The sequence below is a fragment of the Arcanobacterium hippocoleae genome (assembly GCF_031456295.1).
In the GTDB taxonomy this organism is placed as follows: domain Bacteria; phylum Actinomycetota; class Actinomycetes; order Actinomycetales; family Actinomycetaceae; genus Arcanobacterium_A; species Arcanobacterium_A hippocoleae.
The window spans coordinates 1,045,697-1,067,236 of record NZ_JAVDUJ010000001.1 but is presented as its reverse complement, the minus strand read 5'-3'; the positions used below and the strand labels follow the sequence as shown (position 1 = coordinate 1,067,236).

General features: G+C 50.0%; 18 protein-coding genes and 3 tRNA genes. 12 read left to right on the top strand and 9 right to left on the bottom strand.

Annotation, left to right across the window (positions count from 1 at the left end; all coding sequences use genetic code 11):
* Positions 1 to 6: 6 nt before the first annotated feature.
* The gene (gene cysS / locus J2S36_RS04500) at positions 7 to 1,431 is read right to left on the bottom strand and encodes a cysteine--tRNA ligase (protein WP_309955981.1); all 1,425 of its coding nucleotides are present in this window, start codon (positions 1,429 to 1,431) and stop codon (positions 7 to 9) included.
* A gap of 205 nt (positions 1,432 to 1,636) precedes the next feature.
* Between cysS and J2S36_RS04495 the strand changes: the two genes are divergently transcribed.
* Positions 1,637 to 3,097, top strand: a complete 1,461-nt coding sequence (locus J2S36_RS04495; protein ID WP_309955979.1) for an MFS transporter — start codon at positions 1,637 to 1,639, stop codon at positions 3,095 to 3,097.
* Positions 3,098 to 3,376: 279 nt separating this feature from the next.
* Positions 3,377 to 4,729, top strand: coding sequence for a branched-chain amino acid transport system II carrier protein (gene brnQ, locus J2S36_RS04490; RefSeq protein WP_309955977.1), 1,353 nt, complete (start codon positions 3,377 to 3,379; stop codon positions 4,727 to 4,729).
* A 148-nt stretch (positions 4,730 to 4,877) separates the two neighbouring features.
* Here the strand turns inward: brnQ and ispF are convergent, their stop codons facing one another.
* From ispF to J2S36_RS04460, 6 genes are all read right to left on the bottom strand, one after another.
* Positions 4,878 to 5,360 carry a 2-C-methyl-D-erythritol 2,4-cyclodiphosphate synthase gene (ispF, locus tag J2S36_RS04485; RefSeq protein ID WP_309955975.1) on the bottom strand — a complete coding sequence of 161 codons (483 nt, stop codon included), beginning with the start codon at positions 5,358 to 5,360 and terminating at the stop codon, positions 4,878 to 4,880.
* 73 nt (positions 5,361 to 5,433) lie between these two features.
* Complete coding sequence (gene ispD, locus J2S36_RS04480) at positions 5,434 to 6,156, bottom strand: 2-C-methyl-D-erythritol 4-phosphate cytidylyltransferase (protein ID WP_309955973.1); 723 nt, start codon at positions 6,154 to 6,156, stop codon at positions 5,434 to 5,436.
* A 177-nt stretch (positions 6,157 to 6,333) separates the two neighbouring features.
* Complete coding sequence (locus J2S36_RS04475; RefSeq protein WP_309955971.1) at positions 6,334 to 6,882, bottom strand: CarD family transcriptional regulator; 549 nt, start codon at positions 6,880 to 6,882, stop codon at positions 6,334 to 6,336.
* Positions 6,883 to 7,117: 235 nt separating this feature from the next.
* A tRNA-Phe gene (locus tag J2S36_RS04470) sits at positions 7,118 to 7,190 on the bottom strand.
* A gap of 36 nt (positions 7,191 to 7,226) precedes the next feature.
* Positions 7,227 to 7,300: transfer RNA gene (locus tag J2S36_RS04465), tRNA-Asp, on the bottom strand.
* Positions 7,301 to 7,340: 40 nt separating this feature from the next.
* Positions 7,341 to 7,413: transfer RNA gene (locus J2S36_RS04460), tRNA-Glu, on the bottom strand.
* A gap of 239 nt (positions 7,414 to 7,652) precedes the next feature.
* On the opposite strand from J2S36_RS04460, the gene J2S36_RS04455 reads away from it, so the two are divergent.
* The 3 genes from J2S36_RS04455 (at position 7,653) to J2S36_RS04445 (ending at position 10,853) form a co-directional block, all read left to right on the top strand.
* Complete coding sequence (locus J2S36_RS04455; protein WP_309955969.1) at positions 7,653 to 9,383, top strand: mechanosensitive ion channel family protein; 1,731 nt, start codon at positions 7,653 to 7,655, stop codon at positions 9,381 to 9,383.
* Between the two features lie 6 nt (positions 9,384 to 9,389).
* Complete coding sequence (gene msrB, locus J2S36_RS04450) at positions 9,390 to 9,824, top strand: peptide-methionine (R)-S-oxide reductase MsrB (protein ID WP_309955966.1); 435 nt, start codon at positions 9,390 to 9,392, stop codon at positions 9,822 to 9,824.
* Between the two features lie 159 nt (positions 9,825 to 9,983).
* Entirely contained in the window at positions 9,984 to 10,853 is an 870-nt protein-coding gene (locus J2S36_RS04445) for an EamA family transporter (protein WP_309955964.1), read from the top strand.
* On the opposite strand, the gene J2S36_RS04440 is transcribed toward J2S36_RS04445, so the two are convergent.
* On the bottom strand, positions 10,828 to 11,682 hold the full coding sequence (locus J2S36_RS04440) for an HAD-IIB family hydrolase (RefSeq protein WP_309955962.1): 855 nt from the start codon (positions 11,680 to 11,682) through the stop codon (positions 10,828 to 10,830). The genes J2S36_RS04445 and J2S36_RS04440 overlap by 26 nt on opposite strands.
* 100 nt (positions 11,683 to 11,782) lie before the next feature.
* Between J2S36_RS04440 and J2S36_RS04435 the strand changes: the two genes are divergently transcribed.
* The 7 genes from J2S36_RS04435 (at position 11,783) to pstB (ending at position 20,411) form a co-directional block, all read left to right on the top strand.
* Complete coding sequence (locus J2S36_RS04435; RefSeq protein WP_309955960.1) at positions 11,783 to 12,391, top strand: hypothetical protein; 609 nt, start codon at positions 11,783 to 11,785, stop codon at positions 12,389 to 12,391.
* An 89-nt stretch (positions 12,392 to 12,480) separates the two neighbouring features.
* Positions 12,481 to 15,165, top strand: a complete 2,685-nt coding sequence (locus J2S36_RS04430) for an RNA degradosome polyphosphate kinase (RefSeq protein ID WP_309955958.1) — start codon at positions 12,481 to 12,483, stop codon at positions 15,163 to 15,165.
* A complete protein-coding gene (locus J2S36_RS04425) occupies positions 15,114 to 16,022 on the top strand; it encodes an NUDIX hydrolase (RefSeq protein ID WP_309957487.1) in 909 nt (302 codons plus the stop codon). Before J2S36_RS04430 ends, J2S36_RS04425 begins: the two co-directional genes overlap by 52 nt.
* A gap of 191 nt (positions 16,023 to 16,213) precedes the next feature.
* Complete coding sequence (gene pstS, locus J2S36_RS04420) at positions 16,214 to 17,320, top strand: phosphate ABC transporter substrate-binding protein PstS (protein WP_309955955.1); 1,107 nt, start codon at positions 16,214 to 16,216, stop codon at positions 17,318 to 17,320.
* Positions 17,321 to 17,421: 101 nt separating this feature from the next.
* Positions 17,422 to 18,495 (top strand): phosphate ABC transporter permease subunit PstC, encoded by a 1,074-nt coding sequence (gene pstC / locus J2S36_RS04415; RefSeq protein ID WP_309955953.1) that lies wholly within the window; start codon positions 17,422 to 17,424, stop codon positions 18,493 to 18,495.
* The gene (pstA, locus tag J2S36_RS04410; protein ID WP_309955952.1) at positions 18,492 to 19,601 is read left to right on the top strand and encodes a phosphate ABC transporter permease PstA; all 1,110 of its coding nucleotides are present in this window, start codon (positions 18,492 to 18,494) and stop codon (positions 19,599 to 19,601) included. The genes pstC and pstA overlap by 4 nt, the downstream gene beginning before the upstream one ends.
* Positions 19,602 to 19,631: 30 nt before the next feature.
* Positions 19,632 to 20,411 carry a phosphate ABC transporter ATP-binding protein PstB gene (gene pstB, locus J2S36_RS04405; RefSeq protein WP_309955949.1) on the top strand — a complete coding sequence of 260 codons (780 nt, stop codon included), beginning with the start codon at positions 19,632 to 19,634 and terminating at the stop codon, positions 20,409 to 20,411.
* Positions 20,412 to 20,535: 124 nt separating this feature from the next.
* Here pstB and J2S36_RS04400 read toward each other — a convergent pair whose 3' ends face one another.
* Entirely contained in the window at positions 20,536 to 21,540 is a 1,005-nt protein-coding gene (locus J2S36_RS04400) for an inorganic phosphate transporter (RefSeq protein ID WP_309955947.1), read from the bottom strand.

The window sequence follows — 21,540 nt, the reverse complement described above, 5'->3', positions numbered from 1 at the left end:
TCAGGATCAGGAGACTTTCCAGTTCGCGCCCTCTGGCGCATCTTCCACGGTGATCCCCGCTGCCGTCAGCGCATCACGCAGCGCATCGGCGCGTGCCCAATCTTTAGCGGCACGCGCTTGTGCCCGCTCGGCGAGGATCCCCTGCACCAGCGAATCGAGCGCATCATACAGTTTCCCTGCACCGTCAGCGCCTTTGCGCCAGAGCGGGGAAAGCGGATCAAGCCCGAGCACATCAAGCATTGCGCGGACAAGTAGCTGTTCACGGCGGATGCTTGCAGTATCTTTTGCGGTGATTGCCGCATTCCCGAGTTTTAGATGCTCGTGAATCACGGCAAGCGCAGCGGACACATTCAAATCGTCATCAAGTGCAGCCGTAAAATCAGCCGGATAATCTGCTGCCGTCACGGATTCCACCTCGGCAAGCGGCACTTCACCAGCAATGCTGACGGCGCGTTCAATAAATCCAGATAGCCGCTCCCAGACGGCTGCTGCTTCCATGAGCGTCTTTTCGGAATACGCCACAGTAGAACGGTAATGCACTGTGCCAAGTGCGAGCCGCACGACCACTGCTGGGTGCTCGCGTAAAATATTTGCCACAGTGAGCGAGTTCCCCAGTGATTTGCTCATTTTTTCGCCGTCGATAGTCACCCAGGCGTTATGCATCCAGTATTGTGCAAAACCAAATCCGGCTGCGTGTGATTGCGCCTGCTCGTTTTCGTGATGCGGGAACCGCAGATCAATCCCGCCGCCGTGAATATCGAAGCTTTCGCCGAGATAGCGCGAGCTCATCGCAGAACACTCAAGATGCCAGCCTGGCCGTCCGCGCCCCCAGGGAGTATCCCAGCTGGCGGTTTCGGGTTCTGTTGGCTTTGCAGCTTTCCAGAGCGCAAAATCTTGCCCGGAACGCTTGTCTGGCTCAATCTCTGAATCGTCGGTGTGTAGCTCATTGAGGGATTGACGGGTAAGTGAGCCGTAGTCTTTCAGTGAAGCCACATCGAAATAAACATTTCCAGGCGCACCCACATAAGCATGGCCGGCAGCAATGATTTTTTGGATCAGCTCGATCATTTGCGGGATATGCCCTGTTGCGCGCGGCTCATAGGTCGGGCGGAGTACGCCAAGCGCATCATAGGCAGCAGTAAATTCCTGCTCAAACTGAGATGCCCAAGCCCACCACGGTGAGTTCGCTGCGGCTGATTTATGCAAGATTTTATCGTCAATATCGGTCACATTGCGCACCATCGTGACGGTGTATCCGCTGCGCATCAGCCAGCGCACGAGCACATCGAAGGCAAGAGCCGAACGCATATGCCCGATATGCGGAGAACCTTGGACGGTGGCGCCGCATAAGTAAATCCCAACTTTGCCTGGCTGGAGCGGCTTAAATTCGCGCAGTGCGCGGGCAGCTGAATCATAGATACGTAAACTCACGGATCTAGCTTAGCAAGGAGTATCACGAAACTACCGCAGTTGGCGTAAATCGGCGCATTAATTCACCTTTTTCGCATCCGTAATGGGCTGCGTTTGAGTGTTTACAAGCAGGCTTTCGTAAACACTGGATGAATTAAATCTGACCAAATCTCTCACTCGCACGATTATTCTGAAATCGGGAAGGAAGCGCGGTAGTGTTTCTGGTATGAACGAAATAAAAGCGGAAAGCCCAGAAAATTCAGCAGCAGAAGCACGCGAATCTACATCTGGCAAGCAGGTTTCGCAAAATATCCAGCACCCGATCATTCCAGTGCCCGGAGATTACATTCCGTCAGCTACACAACTCCGCCCGGAAGGTACGCGAGTTTTCAATAAACGTGTATGGTATTGGGGGCTGTGGGATTGGGCATCGGCGGCTTTCAACGCGGTCGTCACTACCTTTGTTTTCACCGTCTACCTGACGAACGATGAGCTCTTCGGCAATGATGCAAATTTCTGGCTGGGATACGCACTGACGGTTGCTGGTTTGATCATCGCGATCGTAGCGCCAGCACTTGGGCAAAGCGTTGATCGTTCTGGTAAATCTGCATCTGTGCTCACCTTTACTACGCTATTGACAGTAGTGGTCACGGCAGGTCTTTTTTTCGTCACTCCCGGGCAAAACGGGCTGCTGCTGGGATTATTCCTGCTTGCTGCGGGCAATATTCTTTTCGAGACGGGTTCGGTGATCTATAACGCAATGATCAGCGATATTTCCTCTCCGTCAAATGTCGGGAAAGTTTCTGGTTTCGGCTGGGGATTAGGGTATGTTGGCGGTATCGTGCTGCTACTGATCCTGTTCATTGGATTCATCTCCCCCGAAGTCGGCTGGTTTGGAGTGACGAGCGCAAACGGGCTCAACGTGCGGGTGGCAATGCTTTTTGCTGCTGCATGGCTCCTGCTTTTCTCCCTCCCGCTGCTCCTAACTGCACGCAATAAGCCACGGCGTACAGAGATCGTGGTAGATGGGCTGATCGGGGCATATAAACAGCTTTTCCGTTCTGTTGCCAAGCTCTGGCGTGAGGATCGTTCGGTAGTCTGGTTCCTGATTTCTTCTGCAATTTATCGCGATGGGCTGGCGGGCGTATTTACTTTTGGCGCAGTGCTCGCTTCTGCTGCATTCGGATTTACTTCAAGTGAAGTAATCATTTTTGGTGTGGCTGCAAATGTGGTGGCTGGGATTGCAACGATCGCATTCGGGGTGCTGGATGACAAGCTCGGTTCCCGCGCCGTGATCATCTTCTCAGTTGCAATGATGGTGTTATTTGGGATGATCGTATTTTTCTTTCATAACGGCATGGGAACACTCAACGGCAAGCAGGTTTACTGGATTTTTGGTCTTGCACTATGCGTATTCGTTGGGCCAACCCAATCTGCATCCCGCACATATCTTGCCCGGATTGCACCTGCCGGCGAGGAAGGAGAGCTTTTTGGCTTATATGCCACTACCGGTCGTGCCGTATCGTTCCTGGCACCATTCATGTATGCAAATGCGATCGTGATTGCTGCAAATCTTACCGGGCAACAGAAAGATGAAGTAGCATACGCTGGAATCCTCGGAATCGCCTTAGTACTTTTGGTGGGATTGCTTACCTTTATTCCAGTGAAAGCGCAGGCAAAACAGTAATAAACGCTTGATAATTCGCTGTTTTACGAATCTGAAAAGAAAATTTGCGGCCTCTCGGCGGAAGATGGACATTTTCTCTCTCGGAGAGCAATTTCGGTAAGCTAAACCGCGGTGCTGTAGTTTACGATATCTGCGATATACATCGCTTCACGGATCGCAGACCATGTTTACGTACAGTGTAAATTTTCGATAGATTTCAGGTTATTTTGCATACCGATGGTTTGAAGTGTGTGCCGAAGGCTGTTTGGTGTGACGACACGAGTGAGAAGGGTGCAAGTTTTGCCTCAGAATACCGGAAAAAAGCAGATTCCATTCAGTCAAATTCTCGTCATCGGCTTTGCGCTTTTTGCAATGTTCTTTGGCGCGGGAAATCTGATTTTTCCCGTAATGGTCGGAGCGGATTCTGGCTCGAATGTCGTCCCAGTAACTATCGGCTTGCTGCTCACAAGCGTGGTGCTTCCAGTTTTGGGAATGGTTGTGGCTGCTACCGAAAGTACAAGTGAAGCAGCGCAAGGCGGTGTTTCTTCACGGATCGGAAAAATTCCAGGCACGATTTTTACGCTCGTCGTATTCCTGACTACAGGGATGCTTTATGCAGTTCCACGGGTAGCAACGGTAGCCTACGAAATGTCTACTGCGCCGCTAATTGCGGGAGTCGATTTCAGTGCCGGTGCGAAGCTATTTTGCTTTACGATAGTTTTCTTTGCCGTGACGGTATTTTTCGTGCTCACCCCGTCTGCAGTGGTGGATCGTGTCGGTAAATATCTTTCCCCGGCATTGCTCGTTTTTCTTGCTTTACTCGTTTGCGTAACGGCATTTACGATGCCCGATCAAGGTGGGGAACCAAGCGAAAAATGGCTGAACTCTCCCTTCGTTGCGGGAGCGATTGAAGGATATAACACGATGGATGCGCTCGCGACATTCGTCTTTGGTGTGGTGATCGTGCAATCGCTGCAGAAGCTCGGCGCAAATACGCCGGGGCAGCGTGTAAAAGAAATGACGAAAGTCGGTTTGGTGGCAGGTGTTTGCCTGGCACTGGTATATATCGGGCTAACGGTGGTTGGTACACGGCAAGCTGGCATGGGATTTAAAAATGGTGCTGAACTGTTGGCTGCGGTATCAGGAGCTGCTTTTGGTTCGGTTGGTCAGATTATTTTCTCAATCATTACGATTTTGGCTTGCCTCACCACAGCAATTGGTTTGCTGACAGCAGCAACTGAGTATTACAAAAAAATATTGCCGGGTGTGCCATTCGTAGTTTTGCTTGGTGTGCAGGTATTTGTCTCGGTGGCTTTGGCGAATCTTGGATTGAATCAGATTCTCGCGATTGTTGGGCCATTGATGCAGTTTGTGTATCCACTTGCAATTACAGTTATCGCCTTGGCTTTGTTTGAGCGGATGCTTCCATTCCGTCTTGATTTCACCTATAAAATTGCGGCAGCAGTGGCGGCGCTGCTTTCATTCATGGAAGCTGGCAGGCTTGCTTTTGGTACTGCATTTAGCTTTATTGATCCATTCTTAGATTTACTTCCGCTGGCGCAGATCCAAATGGCTTGGGTAGTGCCAACTTTGATTGCGATCGTGGTGGGATTTGGGTTTGATTTCCGGATGCGCAAGTCAGTGCGGAAATAAGTTGCTGAAGTTGCTGCAGCCTGGTTATTTTGTGCCGAAAATACTGGGGATTCCGGTAAATTTCGCTGCTTGACGGCAGATCCGAGCAAGCACATGTGCGAGGTAAGCGAAATCTCGCTCGGACGGATGAATAAGCAGGGTATTCGCCTCAGCGCCAAAGGAGCGCTGTTGCGATTGCGGCAATTCCTTCTTTCCGTCCGACGGTGCCGAGTTTATCTGTCGAAGTAGCCGATACGGATACTGGTGCTCCAACTATGGTGCTCATGAGAGTTTCCGCTGCTGCTTTCCGTGCTGCAAAACGCGGTTTTTGCCCGATGATCTGCACCGAAATATTTGCAATTTGCCAGCCAGCTTCCGTGGTGCGGCGGACGGCTTCACTAAGCAGTATTTGCCCTGAAGCGCCGGCCCATTCGGGTCTATCAGTGCCAAAGACGCTGCCGAGTTCGCCTACTCCGCTTGCCATCAGCAAGGCATCAGCTGCAGCGTGAGCAGCCACATCAGCATCAGAATGCCCTTCCAGAGCTTGCTCTCCGGGCCACGGGAGGCAAGCCAGCCAGAGGGTGCGCTGTGGGTCGGTAGAAAATGCGTGTAAATCAATTGCTGTTGCTGTGCGTAAATCTTTGATTTCCATTGTTTTCTTTGTGTCTTTCAAAATTATTTGGGAATGCGCAAATGCTCTAGATCACCTGGTGAAATCTGCATCCTTATTTCAGTGTGGCAGTCTTTTTTGCAAGGAGTTCGGCTATTTCCAGGTCGAAAGGGGTAGTGATTTTTAATGCGCGCGCATCTCCGGGGAGGATCTCTACGCTTTCACCGAGGAGTTCGATCAATGCGGCATCGTCAGTTGCTGCATTTTCTGCGGTAGCTGCGAATGCGTTTCCGTGGGCGTGCGCAGATAACAATAGTTCGCGGGAAAATCCTTGCGGAGTTTGCACTGCATATAATTCTTCGCGTTTGAGTGTTGCAGTGGCAACGATGCGTTTGCGCCTGCCAGATTCATTTTCGATGTGACCGCGTTTGATCGTGTCAATGACGGGGAGTGCGGGAATGACGGCATTCGTGCCAGCTTTGAGTGCTTCTGTGACGCTGCGGATCAACTCCGGTGGGGTGAAAGCGCGTGCTGCGTCATGCACTAATACGTATTTTGTATCGATGACGGCTAAAGCATTGGCTACAGATTCTTGCCGAGTATTGCCGCCGATTACAATTTGTACTTCCAACCCGGCGCGCTGCAAAGCAGTGGAAAATTCAGTTTGCCAGGATAACGGCACCGTCACCACGATATTTTCAATTCCGGCTACACGCATTCCACGCACAGCATGTACGATCAGTGGCGAACCACCGCATTCTACCAATGCTTTTGGAAGATTTGCTCCGAGTCTTGTACCAGCGCCAGCTCCGGCAATAATGGCGGCAATATCTTGCATTGGTGTTTATCCTTTCACTTTGACGGCGCGTTTTAGCAGCAGACGGGCGGTGATAAAGAAAATCAGAATGGATCGGGTGCCAGGATCGGCTGAGAAAAGCGCACGTATTTGCGGATCTGGGGTGTTGCGAAAATAATGGAGCTCGCAGCATTTTCGCTCCGAGCTCCAGAAAAATAATTATTCGGCTGAATCGGCACTTACGCATTCTTCAGCGGAATCTGCTGAAGCTGCCGAACCTGCGCTAAACTCGCCAAGAATCTCATTGAGCAACTCGCCGGCTTCATCGTCAGAGATATCGCGCGCTAATGCTACTTCCGAGCTGAGGATTCCGCGTGCTTGTGCAAGCATCCGCTTTTCTCCGGCAGAAAGCCCGCGATCTAGGTTGCGACGCGTCAAATCGCGAACTACTTCAGCGACTTTATTGACATCACCGGAAGTAAGTTTTTCGCCATTTGCTTTGTATCTGCGCGACCAATTTACCGGCTCTTCAACATTTTCTTCACGCAGCACGGCAAAAACAGCTTCCAGTTGCTGATCATTGGAAACATCACGCACTCCAACTTCTGCAAGCGAATCTGCAGGAACTTGAATCGTCAAATCTCCTTGCAAAATATGAAGTGTTAAATAGAGGCGCTTTTCCCCGCGAATCGTCCGCTCAGAAATATCGTCAATCCGGGCAGCACCATGGTGTGGGTAAACGACTGTTTCGCCGACTTTGAAGCTCATGAATCTGCTCATCTCTCTAGTTGCGTGGTTCCTATTCTAGCAAACTAATTTTCTTCAGATTGAAGATTCGTCCCGATTTCACAACCGGCACAATTGAAATTCGTGGCGATCTGGGAAATTTTGGTGATTTGATAAATGGCGGTGCTGTTTCGGATTTTCAGCTTTTCTTTTAGATACCGTTTGCGCCCCCGAAAGTAGCAGAAAAGCAAAATCCCCGCACAAGGCGGGGAATTTGTGGCTCCGACCGGCGTCGATCCGGTGACCTTTCGATTTTCAGTCGAACGCTCTACCAACTGAGCTACAGAGCCAGATAGAAAAACACCCGGTTTCCCGGGGCTTCTCAGCGACCCTGACGGGACTTGAACCCGCGACCTCCGCCGTGACAGGGCGGCGCGCTAACCAACTGCGCTACAGGGCCTTAGCGATTCGCGAACGAATCAAAGGCGGTTTTTCAACCGTACCCCCAACCGGATTCGAACCGGTGTTACAGGCGTGAAAGGCCAGTGTCCTAGGCCACTAGACGATGGGGGCTTTGTTCGTTTTAACCGAAGTTTTTCTCGAACGGATAAAAGCTTAGCCCGAAACATTGAGAAAAGTAAAACTCGCGCAATGTGCCCTTAGTCACGATTAGCGATATTGGCGTATGAACTGAAATCTCGCGTTTTTTCAAACAGTATTCAATAGGATGCACTTGAATAACGCTCTGAGAGAGACTCGCTGCATATTTTCCCTGCCTGAATTAACCTGATGATATGCAAAATTTCCTCCCGATGAACACAGATAACGCGGCAAAAGAAGCTGTCGAAACTACTTTCGATTTGCTCCAATTGATCCTCTCTATTGGACTGGGGATAGTTGTGGGCATCACGGTTGGTTTAGTGACGGTTGCGATTGGCAGGTTCATGGGGCGTCAGCGCCCGTTTGTGAAACCCTTCTTTGAAGCCTGCTCTCGTCCAGTGATGGCATTGTGTGTAGTCCTTGGTGCCACATTCGGATTCTGGATTCTTGAAGGAATGAAAGATGCGGCAAATCCGCGCTGGTTTTCCGTTGTGGATCATCTTTTTCTGATCTTCTTGATTGTATCGGGCACATGGCTTGTAGTTGGCATGATTAATGGAGCAGTAGAACTGATTCATAATCGGATGCTTGAATCTTCCGAGCGTCGCGCTGCGCGCGTACGTACACAAACGCAAATTCTGCACCGGGTAGTAGTGGTAGTGATTTGGGTGCTTGGCATTGCTGGAGTCCTGCTCACATTCCCTTCAGCGCGCACGGCAGGCGCTTCACTGCTGGCATCTGCAGGTCTGGTTTCTGTGGTTGCCGGTCTTGCAGCGCAAACCACACTCGGGAATGTTTTTGCTGGCTTACAGCTTGCCTTTTCTGATTCGATTCGCGTTGGCGATATCGTGCAATACAAGGGAAATTACACGACGGTTGAAGAAATCACACTCACGTATGTAGTGCTTGCAGTGTGGGACGGGCGGCGGATTATCGTGCCGTCTTCTTTGATGACTACCGAAGATTTTGAAAATTGGACACGGCGCAAACCAGATATGATCGGTGAAGTTACGTGGGAAGTGGATTGGTCGGTGCCAATTGAAGCAGCTCGCAAACAATTTCAATTCCTCCTTAGCGAGACAGACCTTTGGGACGGCAATACTGGTGTGCTTTCGATCAAAGAAGCGCAGGCTCATGCGCTCACCTTACGTGCGGTAGTATCCGCAGCTGATTCGGCAATGCTCACGGATTTGAAATTTTACTTGCGTGAGAAAATGGTGCTTTGGATCCAGCAGGAGGCACCACAGGCGATCCCACACCTGCATTACAGCGAATACGGGCCAATCGATATTTCTCAGACACAAAAAGCTACGCAGAAAATGCTGGAACAGCGCTTGGATCGGCTCATTCCTAGCGGTGGTAGTGAGCTAGCGGCAAGTGTGGGTGAACAAGAGCAGGAAAATCACATACTTGAAACCCCGGATGTAGCGGTTGAAAGCGATCCAACTGCCGTCTTCACCGTGAAAGATTTGCGGCAATTAGGGATTCTGACCGGGCAAGATCAGGATCGGAAAGCTCCCCAAGATCCGCAACGGCAAGTGAAGATACAAGATCCAGTGCATGAAAATCCGGGCAAAAATGAATATCGTGAAGGGCACGAATCTTCGCTGTTTTCTGGCTCGCCACAAGCAGAAGAACGCAAACGTGAATTTTCTGGGCCAGGCGAAGACGTCTATGAAGAACGGAACCGGAAAATTGCGCAAACAAATGCTACGGGCGAATTAACACCAATAAATGCTACACACGGATCTGCAGCACCAGAAACGAAAATTGGGCAGTTAGAAAGCGCTGGTGCGCAAGGTGATACGGGTGATGATACGAGTTGCCGCACTACGAATAATACTGCAGACGGAAAAAAGGTATCTGCTGCGCGCATAGAATCAGATCATGAAGCTAGTTTGCGGGAAGACGAAACTGATTTACCGGAACAGAAAACGAAATGAGGCGAAATGGGTGCGAATAGTGAAATGACGAAAACTGATGCGCAATGGCGAGCAGAACTGACCGTCCCGGAATATCACGTTTTACGCGAGGCGGGTACAGAACGTGCGGGTACCGGAGTATTACTGCATGAAAATCGCGCTGGCACCTACTTTTGCAAGGCATGTAATGCGAAACTCTTCCGGTCGGAAAAGAAATTTGAATCCTTCTGCGGATGGCCGTCCTTTTTCGATCCAGACGAAAATGATGCCGTGCGCTATTTGAAAGACTATCTGCTTGGATATGAACGAATTGAAGTGCGTTGCGCGAACTGCAATTCACATCTTGGGCACGTTTTTGACGATGCTCCGCAAACGCCTACGGGAAAACGCTATTGTATGAATTCGATTTGTCTCACATTCCAACCTGATGGGGCGCCGGATAGCGCAAGAGTGCGCGGTTAGCCCGAAAGTAATTAGGGTAAATACGAAATTCGCTGCAGGGGCGGTGAGCTTCCAGCTTTCTGCAGAAATACTCCTGGCGAGCGCAAACTACGAAACTGTGTCTGGCGAGATAATCACCGGGTAATAAAAATAGCCGTCACCCGTGTTATAAAGATTAGCGTGAAAAAATTCGATGCAGCAGCTTCAGAGCGTGTTTTTGGCATGTTCGCTCCGCTAACGATGATTGCCGCCGCAATCATGAACTATGCCGGTACAGCTTTCGCAGTCGGTCTCTTTGATGTGGCTAGTGTGACGGCTGTAGGCTGGGGGCGATTCGCTACGGCGTCCCTGATCATGATCGTCATTTTTCGACCAAAAATTGAGCTAAAAAGAATTTGGGTGCCAATCCTTTTCGGTCTTGCAATGACTTCCATGAATCTGGTGTTCTATCATGCCATTGCACATATCCCGCTCGGTGCGGCAGTCGCACTTGAATTTTTAGGGCCGGTGATCCTTTCCGCAGTGACCGCGCGGGGTTGGCGCGTGCGTACCGGGCTAGTTCTCGCTGTTTGCGGCGTTGGAATGATCTCTTGGGTAGGCGTTGATATTGCGAATCGAAATGTGCAGATCGGAGTGCTGCTTGCGCTTGCTGCAGGCATTTTCTGGGCGATCTACATGTATCTGGGCGGGAAAATTGCAGCTTCCGGAAAAGGCTCACACGCACTGACGATCGGGATGAGTGCGGGCACGCTTTTCTATCTGCCATTTGCTGCGAAAAGTTTTCTGCCAATTGCAACTAGCCCGAAATATCTTGCGCTGATGTTTCTCGTGGGGATTTTTTCCTCAATCCTGCCTTTCCTCGTGGAATTGACCGTGATGCGTTATATTGCCACCCCCGTTTATGCACTTCTCGTGGCACTTTACCCGGCTACCTCAATACTCGTTGGATTCGTAGTTTTAAGGCAAATACCAACGACGGGAGAGCTCGCCGGGCTATTCCTGATCACAGCTGCCGTAGCACTCGTTAACGGCGTGAAAGAATCGCGTTGATCAAATCGGCTACTGGATTCTCCGTTGCAGGCAGAATGTACTTCGCTTCGGCACGTAAATCGGGTGTGGCGTTTGGCGCTGCTACCGGGATGCCCATCATCGCTAGCCAGGAAACATCGTTTCCAGAATCTCCCGCTCCGAGACCAGTAGCAGCATTCAGGCCAAGCTGCTGATGCACATATTCGATCCCAGTACGTTTTGTGACATGCGGTAGTGTCACGTCAAGAAATTCTGGACCGCCACGCACAGCGGACGGGAATCGTGAAAGTACCTCAGCTTCAATTGCGTCAATTCGGGCAGGTGCAGCTGCGAAACAAACTTTCGTGAGCTCATCCCATTGGATGTTATCTTCTGCGATTCGTGGAAATTCTGTTAAGCCAGTAGCCGTCTGCATCGAAATTTGCGAAACATGCGGAATATATGGATCGTTGGCGCTCACAAGGATTTCATCTGCGGTTTCAAGAAAATATGAAACTCCCAGTTCGTGCGCGGTTTCAATCACGCGCTGCGCTACTGATGCCGGAAGGAGCTGCACATCTACGATCTGATCGCGAAAGCCATCCCAGACCACGGCTCCATTTGAAGCCACGATCCAGCCTTTTACCTTGGCATCGTGAAATAAGAAATCACTCCACGGTAATGGTCTGCCAGTAGCGATAATAATTGGGATCCCGGCAGCGTCAAGATTGCGTAGGGCTGCGTTCGTTTCTGCAGTGAGGATCGATTTTTCATTTGCGAGAGTGCCGTCAACATCAAAGACACAATGTGTTGGGATTTCTGCGGGCCAGGGCAGATGCGCAAAATCGAGCAGGAGTGGTTCGTTTATCATGGTTTAAGTCTACGGGAAAGAAACTGTTAAGTGCCTAATATATAGAGAGTTTCCACTGCTGGCGATAGGATAGGGAAAAGATCTTTGAAAGGTGGCAATGATGAGTGGTCAAAAGCCGCGGCGTCCGGCGCAGCTGCAGCCTGAACAGGTGGAATTGATCCAGGGAGATGCGGATACTGCTTTCAGTTCTGAGCTTGCTCATGCTAGTGCGCAAGCGATTGTTCCGTTGTCGTCTGAGCATTTTTTGGATGTTCAGACGATCGAACGAGTAAAAATGCTGATCGCTGCTGAAGGGGTAGATGCGCTTGCGGAAACATGGGTGATGCTCCCTGCCGATACCTTGCCAGGGATTTTATGGCGTGGTTATTTATTGCGTGAATGGGTGCGCCGATTTACGCAGGAAGTGCAGCTGCGATATGCGGCAAGTGAAAAGTATTTTTCACAGCAAGATGCGGAAAAAGTAAAGCTTGTCGCGCGCCCGGAGAAAATCCTTGCAGCATGGAATGAAGTGTTCATGGGTGATTATCGGAAAGATTTTGCGTTGGTATTGCGCGATTCAGCCCGCTTTTGCGATTTTCTTGGTTCGGTAGTGCCGGCGTGGATTGCAGATGAAGCACATCCACTGGCAACTTCGGTAACATTGCGTGATACTGCGATGCTGCGGGTGGCGCAAGAATTTCAAGATGCTGCCGGGAAGATTAGAGCGTGAACGCAACTTGAGTTAACCGAGTGTTTACCTAAATTCTCAAATAGAAAAAGCCGGTAGCATTAGGTAGTTTAATCTGTCATTATGAAAGCATGAGCGAAGATCAGCGAAATTTTGAAAACCCTGCCGTCAGTGATGATGCAGGGGCACAGCCCGGTACTCCAGATACCCTCGATCGAATTGGAATAGATTTACACAGCGAGGATCAGCACGGTGCTGAAAAAGGAAAAAGTTCAACCGAAACGGTCGATTATGCTCCGAAAAAGAGACGGAAGCAGAGTGATCGCGATGAGCTAGAACTTGCTGAAGCGCGTCTCGGTTCAGCCGTTTCGACACGCTCTTTGATGGAAATGGCGCAGGCTGCCGCGCAGAAGCGGGAAAAGAAAGCGAATGATGGGAAAGACGGGAAGGGAACGTCTACGAAAATGCCGCTTCCGGAGGGGCGTTTTGCTGATCGAGAGCTTTCATGGTTGGCATTTAATGAGCGCGTGCTTGAACAAGCGGAAGATCCGGATCTTCCGCTGCTAGAGCGTGCTTGGTTCCTTGCGATTTTTGCTTCAAACCTGGACGAATTCTATATGGTGCGGGTAGCTGGTTTGAAAGCACGGATTGAGGCCGGCGTAGCAATGACGAAATCTTCTGGGCTTGCACCGCGTCAGGTATTGGACGGGATCAATGAGCGTACGCATGAGCTGATGGAGCGTCACGCAAAAGTATTTGCCACTGATGTGCAGCCGAAATTGGCAGAAGTGGGGATCCACCTGCGGCATTGGCATCAGCTTGGGGCACTTGAGCAAGAACGGTTGCAAAAATTCTATCGGCAACAAATTTTCCCAGTGCTCACGCCGCTTGCCGTTGATCCAGCGCACCCATTCCCGTATATTTCTGGGCTTTCGTTGAATTTGGCAGTGATTTTGCAGAATCCGAAAACTGGTAAAGAGCTTTTTGCGCGCGTGAAAGTCCCCTCGCTACTGCCGCGTTTTATTGCTGTTGATTCAGAAGGCCGGCCATACCGCCCGGAAGAAGTACCGCTTAATGCGGCAGGTGGCACTGAATTTGTGCCACTGGAAGAAGTGATCGGCGCGCACCTTTCGACACTTTTTCCGGGGATGGAAGTGCTTGATTACTCTACATTCCGGGTTACGCGAAACGAAGATCTCGAAGTTGAAGAAGACGATGCTGAAAATCTGTTGAAAGCCCTTGAAAAAGAATTGAAGAAACGCAAATTTGGGCCAGCAGTACGTTTGGAAGTAGCACAGTCAATGAGCGATCATGTGCTTGCACTCTTAATGAAAGAATTGCAAGTGCGTGATGCGGATGTCTTCCGGCTTCCAGAACCGCTCGATTTGACTGGGCTGAATGAAATCCATGATCTTGACCGTCCACATTTGAAGTACGAGAAATTTGTGCCCGTCACGCCGCGTGGTTTTGCTGAATATGAGTCAGCGACAGCGCAAGATGTGTTTGAATCGATTGCTCGGCACGATATCCTTGTACAGCACCCGTATGATTCGTTCTCGACATCCGTGCAGCAATTTATCCAGCAGGCAGCAAAAGATCCGAAAGTACTGGCAATCAAGCAAACTCTGTATCGTACATCAGGTGATTCGCCAATTGTGGATGCGCTAATTAAAGCCGCAAATGCTGGCAAACAGGTACTTGCCGTCGTAGAAATCAAAGCCCGCTTTGACGAACAAAATAATATCGAATGGGCGCGTAAGCTTGAAAAAGCCGGGGTGCATGTGGTTTATGGCATTGTTGGGCTAAAAACACATTGTAAGCTGTGCTTGGTGGTGCGGCAAGAAGAAGACGGACTGCGCCGATACTGCCATGTGGGTACTGGTAATTACAATCCAAAGACGGCACGTGGCTATGAAGATATTGGGTATTTCACTGCTGACCGGGAAGTAGGGCAAGATCTCACACGTCTGTTTAATCAGCTTTCGGGATACTCCCCGAAAGCAAATTTCCATCGCCTGCTTGTAGCTCCCGTCGGCGTGCGTGACGGGATCATTGAATGCATTAAGCAGGAAACGAAGAATAAGCTTGCCGGTAAAGATGCGTGGATTCGGCTCAAAGCAAATGCAGTGGTCGATGAGCGGATTATTGATGCGCTTTATCGGGCATCGCAGGCAGGCGTACCGGTGGAAATCCAGGTTCGTGGGATTTGTTGTCTGCGCGCAGGAATTCCTGGGCTTTCGGAAAATATCAAAGTGCGTTCGGTACTTGGCAGGTTCCTAGAGCATTCGCGGGTATACGCATTCCATAATGACGGAGATCCAAAAGTTTTCATTGGTTCGGCAGATTTGATGCATCGCAATCTGGATCGGCGGATTGAAGCGTTGATTACAATTCTGGATCCGCAAATGAAATCCTTCCTGATTGATTTAGTTGCTGTGGCGTGTGCGGATACTACAGCCTCATGGCATCTGGAGCCAGATGGGTGGGTGCGCGTAGCTCATGATGCCAATGGTAAACCGCTTGTGCATGTGCAAGATCTGTTAATGAAGCGCGCACGTTCCAGCCTTTCCAGCAAGCGTAAGAAGAAGCGTTTTCCGACGGCTCCGCGCGTGCTGCATTTTCAACCAGTCGTAAGTGAAGAGAGTGTACGATGGCGGGAAAAGAAATTACCGATGCGCGAGTCTGGGCAGCTGGAGCAATCATCTGGAGAGAAAATCCAGCCGGCAGAAATGGTGCAACACGAGCAAAAAGACTTGAAGTCTTGGTGGTCCACCGTCCGCGCTGGCGTGACTGGTCTTTTCCAAAAGGAAAACTGAAGCCGTATGAGACGATGCGTGCCTGCGCGGTGCGTGAGATTCGTGAAGAAACCCGCCTTGATATAGTGCTTGGCGTGTCTCTTGGGTGGCAAAACTATTTCCTTTCTGACGGGAAAAAGAAAGCGGTTCATTTCTGGGCAGCACGCGTGGTTGATGCGAAGTCGCCGGTGTTGCGGGCGCGGAAAAAGGTAAAGCCCGCACCGAAGCATGAGATTGATCAGATCATGTGGATCCCCGCTGAGATTGCATTAGGGAAGCTTACGTATGAACGCGATGTGCGGATGCTGCGTAAATTGTTGAAATTCCAAAAGGCGGATGCGCTTGATACGCAAACGCTGATCGTATTGCGGCATGCAAAAGCAATCAAGCGTGATTCTTGGAAGAAGGGGAAAGGGCCAGAACATACGCGGCCCTTAGCTCGCTCAGGTGAGGCACGTGCGCAAATGCTCGTAAGTGAACTTTCCGCATATGGGATCGATTCCTTGCGCACTTCTCCGTGGCGGCGTTGTGTGAGCACTCTCGAACCATATGCAAAGCTTACTGGCGTGAATTTGCGGCGAAAAAACGGGATGACTGAGCGTTCTTATGTACATGATGCAAATTGGCTCTCCAATTATTTTCGCGAAATGATCGGTGGATTGCAGAAGAACCGGGCGATTTGTATTCATCGCCCAACAATCCCTGGATATTTGCAGCAAATTAAATCGGCGGCGGCAAAAAAGCAGTTTGTAAAAATTCCGCAGCAAGATCCCTGGCTAGAGCCTGGGCAAATGATTGTATTGCATCTTACAAAAAAGCTTGCGCCAAAACATCGAATCGTGCAAATTGAGATTGTGAACAGCGATTTTAGAAGTTGATTGCAATAAAATACCGATGCTGCTAATGCCAAAATCAAGGCTTTTGCGAGTAAAAATGAAGAGTTAACTAATTGTTAACCTCGCGTGTGTTTGTGCTTTAAGTTTATCGTTTAGTCTGGCACATAGTTGGGGGAAAAGCCTCCAAGAACGCGGGAGTAAAATCCTGTGCGAGACTCAAAGGAAACTGAATCTTGAAAACTACACGCGGTATGAAACTCTTTGCAGCAGCAAGCGCACTCACTCTCGGTCTGGCTGCATGTGGCAATTCGACTCCTGAAAAGAAGGAAGACAATGCAGGAAAGTCTGATGCAAAGGCATCTGGTCTTTCTGGCACGATCAATGGTTCTGGCGCAACCGCACAGCAAAAGGCGCAGCAGGCTTGGCGTGATAACTTCACCAAAGCAAATCCAGGCGTAGTTGTGAATTATGACGGCACTGGTTCTGGCACTGGCCGCGAACAATTTATTTCCGGCAAGGTAGTATATGCGGGTACTGATTCTTTGCTGAAGGACGAAGAAATTCAGGCAGCAACCAAGCGTTGCGGTTCTGAACCACTTGAACTTCCGCTTTACATTTCACCGATCGCAGTAGCTTTTAATCTCCCAGGTATCAAGCATCTGAATATGACTGGCGAAATTATTGCCAAGATTTTCGATGGCAAGATCAAGAAGTGGAATGATGCAGCGATTGCGGATATCAACAAGGATGCGAAACTGCCAGATCTGCCAATCATTCCAGTGAACCGCGCAGACGATTCTGGTACTTCAAAGAACTTCCAGCAGTACTTGGTGGCAGCTTCTAACGGCAGCTGGGGATACGAGCCAGCCGATAAGTGGCCAGTGAAGGATACGCAGTCTGCTGAAGGTACCTCCGGCGTGATCAATCTTGTAAAGTCCACTGAAGGTGCAATCACCTATGCTGATGCTTCCCAGATCGAGAATCTCGGATCGGCAGCAGTGGAAGTTGCTGGTGAATTCCTTCCATATTCGCCAGAAGCTGCAGCAGCAATCGTAGATGGTTCCCAGCCGAAGAAGAATGCAACTGATCGTCTGCTCGCATACGATTTGAAGCGTGATGGCTCAATCAAGGGTGCGTACCCAATTGTGCTCGTCTCCTATGTGATCGCATGTACCGATTACAAGGATGCGAATGACGGCAAGCTTGTGAAGTCGTACTTGAGCTATATCGCATCGAAGGAAGGTCAGGAAGTAGCTACCAAGGCTAAGGGCGGTAATGCTCCAATTTCTGATGCGCTTCGTGCAAAAGTGACTGCAGCAATTGACCTGATCAAGGGCTAAAATAGCTGCTCACTGAATGTGTTTAACTAATCAATTGGGCGTGGGCAGGCTGGAAAGCGGGCTCACGCCCAAACCGTGAAAAAGGATGGAGCCCAAAGCAAGTGGCGAATAAATCCGATTGGAATCTTACAGGCGGTCAAAAGGCACGCAGCAAAGATAAAGCTTTTTCGAGCTTGGTCACGCTTAGTGCATCGTTTATTCTCGTATTGCTTGCCGCCGTTGCAATATTCTTAATTCTCTCTTCCAAGAACGCCCTACTGGCAAGCAACGAAACAATTGCGCAAGAAGTCGGCTTTGCAGATGATCTCACCTTCTGGCAATTTGCTGGCGCAGCACTCTTTGGCACGTTGTTGGCGGCAGTGATTGCGTTGATCGTTGCAGTCCCATTTGCCGTCGGTATTGGGTTGTTTATCTCACATTATGCACCTCGGAAGGTTGGTACAGTTGCCGGTTATGTAATTGATTTGCTGGCAGCAATTCCATCTGTAGTATTTGGGCTCTGGGGGATGCTCACACTCGAACCGTTGATGCGTCCGATCTTTATGCGCATCTCCGAGTTGCTGACGGGCCTATTTGAATTCCTTGCGGGCACTGTTGAAACCGTCGGTGAAAAAGAAGTGTGGAGCGGTGGTCTGCCCGGATTCTCCTATATGGCACAAAATTTTGACTGGTGGCCGATCCGTCCAGATGCGGCACAATTCCTACCGCCTGCACGGAATATCTTGATGGGCGGCATTATTTTGGCAATCATGATTTTGCCGATTATTACTTCACTTTGCCGCGAAGTGTTCCTCAAGACGCCACGCCTGCAGGAAGAAGCTTCGCTTGCGCTTGGGGCAACTCGCTGGGAAATGATCAAGATGGTCGTGCTTCCGCATGGGCGCTCAGGCATTGTATCTGCTTCAATGCTTGGTTTGGGGCGTGCACTTGGCGAGACAATGGCTTTGCTGATGGTGCTTTCGCCTGGTTTGAAGATCAACTTTGATCTACTCCGGCCGGGTCAGCATTCCACGATTGCCTCGCAAATTGCATTGCGTTTCCCTGAATCGTCCGGGTTAGCATCTGATTTCTTGATCGCGCTCGGTTTGATTCTTTTCGTTGTAACATTCGCGGTCAACTTTATTGCCCGTGCGATCGTGGCCCGTTATTCCGAATTCTCAGGAGCGAATGAATGAGTCTGAACACTGAAACTGGAACGCAAAGCGCACAGCCGAAAGTGCAGATAGCTGCTGCACAATCTTTTCTTGCAAAGCAGCGCCAACTTCCGGCGTGGTTTAACCTCGCAGCTGTAGCTGTTGCACTCGTGATCGGTATTCTGTTCAACGTATTGATTGCAGCAGAAGCTGATTGGATCGCTGCCGGGATTTGGTCTGGAGTTATTTTCCTCGTGCTGGCAGCAATTTTTGGATACACCATTGAAGGTCGTCGTTATGGCGCTGATCGAGTAGCTTCATCGCTAATCATCGGAACGTTTATCCTTGCCGTCATTCCATTGATTTCCTTGCTCTATACAGTATTGCTGCAGGGCTGGCACCGGATGAGTGATGCCGGCTATCTGACAGCTACAACAGCAGGTACTTCCATTGAAGGGACCGTCACCGGCGTAGGGCACGCAATTCTTGGTACTTTCATTGTTACTGGTGTGACGGCGCTGATTTCCGTGCCACTTGGAGTGCTCACGGCAGTGTATTTGGTGGAATACGGGAAAGGTCCATTTGCCAAAACGATCACTTTCCTCGTAGATATCATGACGGGTATCCCATCGATTGTGGCAGGTTTGTTTGCGGCAGCGATGTTCCCGCTGATTTTGCAGCTACTTACTGGTAGTCCGGAATTTAAGACGGGTTTCTCTGGCTCGATTGCGCTCGTGGTGTTGATGACCCCGATCGTAGTGCGCAATACGGAAGAACATTTACGGCTTGTTCCGAACGGATTGCGTGAGTCTGCGTATGCTTTGGGCGTGACCAAGGCGCGCACAATTACCAAAGTGGTATTACGGACCTCTGCTTCTGGCATTATTTCAGGTGTCGTAATTGCGATCGCGCGTGTGATTGGTGAATCCGCACCACTGATGATCACCGCAGGTACCACTGATATTTACAATATGAATATGTTTGAAGGTCAGATGCTCACTATGCCGGTGTATGTTTACTACCAGTACAAGCAGGGCAATATGGAAAACGCTTGGGGTGGAGCGTTGCTCTTGATCATCATCGTGCTGTTGCTGAATCTTGCAGCACGATGGATTGCGAAGAAGTTTGCGCCAAAGGGTGAAGCTTAAGGCTCCTCAAGGCTGTTGAAAGGAAATAAAGTGTCTCAAGGGATTGTAGCCAAAGACTTAAATATTTATTACGGCAATTTCCTTGCCGTGGAAAATGTGAACGTGGAAATCGCACCAAATTCGATTACGGCGCTCATTGGTCCGTCTGGCTGTGGTAAGTCTACGTTCTTGCGTTCGCTAAACCGAATGCACGAAGTGATCAATGGCGCACATGTGCAGGGCTCTGTGATTATTGACGGCGAGGATATTTATGCGCCAGGTGTTGATCCAGTGCAGGTGCGGAACCATGTGGGAATGGTTTTTCAGCGGCCAAATCCCTTCCCAACGATGTCGATTGCAGATAATGTGCTTGCTGGAATGCGGCTGAATAATAAGAAATTGCCAAAAGCTGAAGCTGAGCGGATCGTGGAAGAATCGCTGCGTGGGGCGAATCTTTGGGAAGAAGTGAAAGACCGTCTTGATCGGCCGGGTTCATCACTTTCTGGCGGGCAGCAGCAGCGGCTTTGCATTGCGCGTGCAATTGCAGTGCGTCCGCAAGTGCTATTGATGGATGAGCCATGCTCCGCGCTTGATCCGATTTCGACATTGGCAATTGAAGATTTGATGCACCAGCTGCAAAAGGATTACACCATCGTGATCGTCACCCATAATATGCAGCAGGCTGCGCGAGTATCGCAAAAGACGGGCTTCTTCAATATTGAAGGTACTGGTAAACCAGGGCATTTGGTTGAATATGACGATACTGAAAAGATTTTCTCGAATCCGGAGAAGAAAGAAACTGAAGATTACGTATCTGGTCGTTTCGGGTAAGTTTCAGGATCGTGAAAGCCGATTAAAATTTAATATCTAAAATATCCGGGTGATGACGTGGATGGATTTTCCGAAATATCATCACCCGGATATTTTTATATGCTGTGTTTGATTCGATAATCCGTCAGGCAATTCCGTGGAGTAACCCGTAAGTAACAATTGCGACGGCTGCTGCGGCTGGAATCGTTAAAAACCAGGCGGTAATAATATTCCCTGCCACACCCCAGCGCACTGCAGATTTCCGGGTGGTAGCGCCGACACCCATGATTGCTGCCGTGATCGTGTGAGTAGTGGAAATTGGAGCATGCCACAAGAAAGCTGTGGTGTAAAGTACGCTGGCAGCAACTACTTCGGCGCCAAATCCGTGTGCCGGATCGAGCTCAATAATTTTTGAACCAAGCGTTTTCATGATGCGTTGACCGCCGATAAGCGTACCGAGTGAAATCGCTAATGCGGCACCGAGCTTTACCCATAGTGGAATCCCGCTGCCGTTCCAATATCCGCCAGCTACGAGCGCGAGTACTACTACTCCCATTGTTTTTTGTGCGTCTTGCAAACCGTGCCCGAGTGCCATCAGCGCGGCAGAAATGGTTTGTGCATGACGGAAACGGCGCATCGTTTTCTTATAGGTGGCGTTTCGGAGGGAATACATCAGGATCTTCATGAGGCAGAAAGCTAGGAAGAATCCCACTACCGGTGAAATGAACATCGGAATAACTACTTTTTCGCCAATCACACCCCAATGCACGGTGACGGAAGCGGCAATGCCTGCGCCCATCAAACCACCGATCAATGCGTGTGATGATGAGGAAGGAAGCCCAAACCACCAGGTGATCATATTCCAGACAATAGCTCCGACTAAGCCGGAAAGTACAATGATCAGACCGTGATTATCGCCAGGCGGAGCGATAATCCCAGAGCCGATCGTCTCGGCTACACCGGTGCCGAGCAGCGCGCCAATGAAATTCATGACGGCTGCCATGATTAGCGCCTGGCGCGGTGTGAGAGCGCGGGTAGCGACGGAAGTAGCGATCGCATTCGCAGCATCATGAAAACCGTTTGTAAAATCGAAAACGAATGCAATAATGGCTACTAGCGTCACCAGGAAAAGAGTCATTGAGATGTCCAT

What these genes read in the sequence shown, in the direction of transcription:
- J2S36_RS04495 (WP_309955979.1), top strand. Translation starts at nt 1,637, where the DNA reads ATGAACGAAATAAAAGCGGAAAGCCCAGAAAATTCAGCAGCAGAAGCA.
- ispF (WP_309955975.1), bottom strand. Translation starts at nt 5,360, where the DNA reads ATGGAAATCAAAGATTTACGCACAGCAACAGCAATTGATTTACACGCA.
- ispD (WP_309955973.1), bottom strand. Translation starts at nt 6,156, where the DNA reads ATGCAAGATATTGCCGCCATTATTGCCGGAGCTGGCGCTGGTACAAGA.
- J2S36_RS04475 (WP_309955971.1), bottom strand. Translation starts at nt 6,882, where the DNA reads ATGAGCTTCAAAGTCGGCGAAACAGTCGTTTACCCACACCATGGTGCT.
- J2S36_RS04455 (WP_309955969.1), top strand. Translation starts at nt 7,653, where the DNA reads ATGAACACAGATAACGCGGCAAAAGAAGCTGTCGAAACTACTTTCGAT.
- msrB (WP_309955966.1), top strand. Translation starts at nt 9,390, where the DNA reads ATGGGTGCGAATAGTGAAATGACGAAAACTGATGCGCAATGGCGAGCA.
- J2S36_RS04440 (WP_309955962.1), bottom strand. Translation starts at nt 11,682, where the DNA reads ATGATAAACGAACCACTCCTGCTCGATTTTGCGCATCTGCCCTGGCCC.
- J2S36_RS04435 (WP_309955960.1), top strand. Translation starts at nt 11,783, where the DNA reads ATGAGTGGTCAAAAGCCGCGGCGTCCGGCGCAGCTGCAGCCTGAACAG.
- J2S36_RS04430 (WP_309955958.1), top strand. Translation starts at nt 12,481, where the DNA reads ATGAGCGAAGATCAGCGAAATTTTGAAAACCCTGCCGTCAGTGATGAT.
- pstA (WP_309955952.1), top strand. Translation starts at nt 18,492, where the DNA reads ATGAGTCTGAACACTGAAACTGGAACGCAAAGCGCACAGCCGAAAGTG.
- J2S36_RS04400 (WP_309955947.1), bottom strand. Translation starts at nt 21,540, where the DNA reads ATGGACATCTCAATGACTCTTTTCCTGGTGACGCTAGTAGCCATTATT.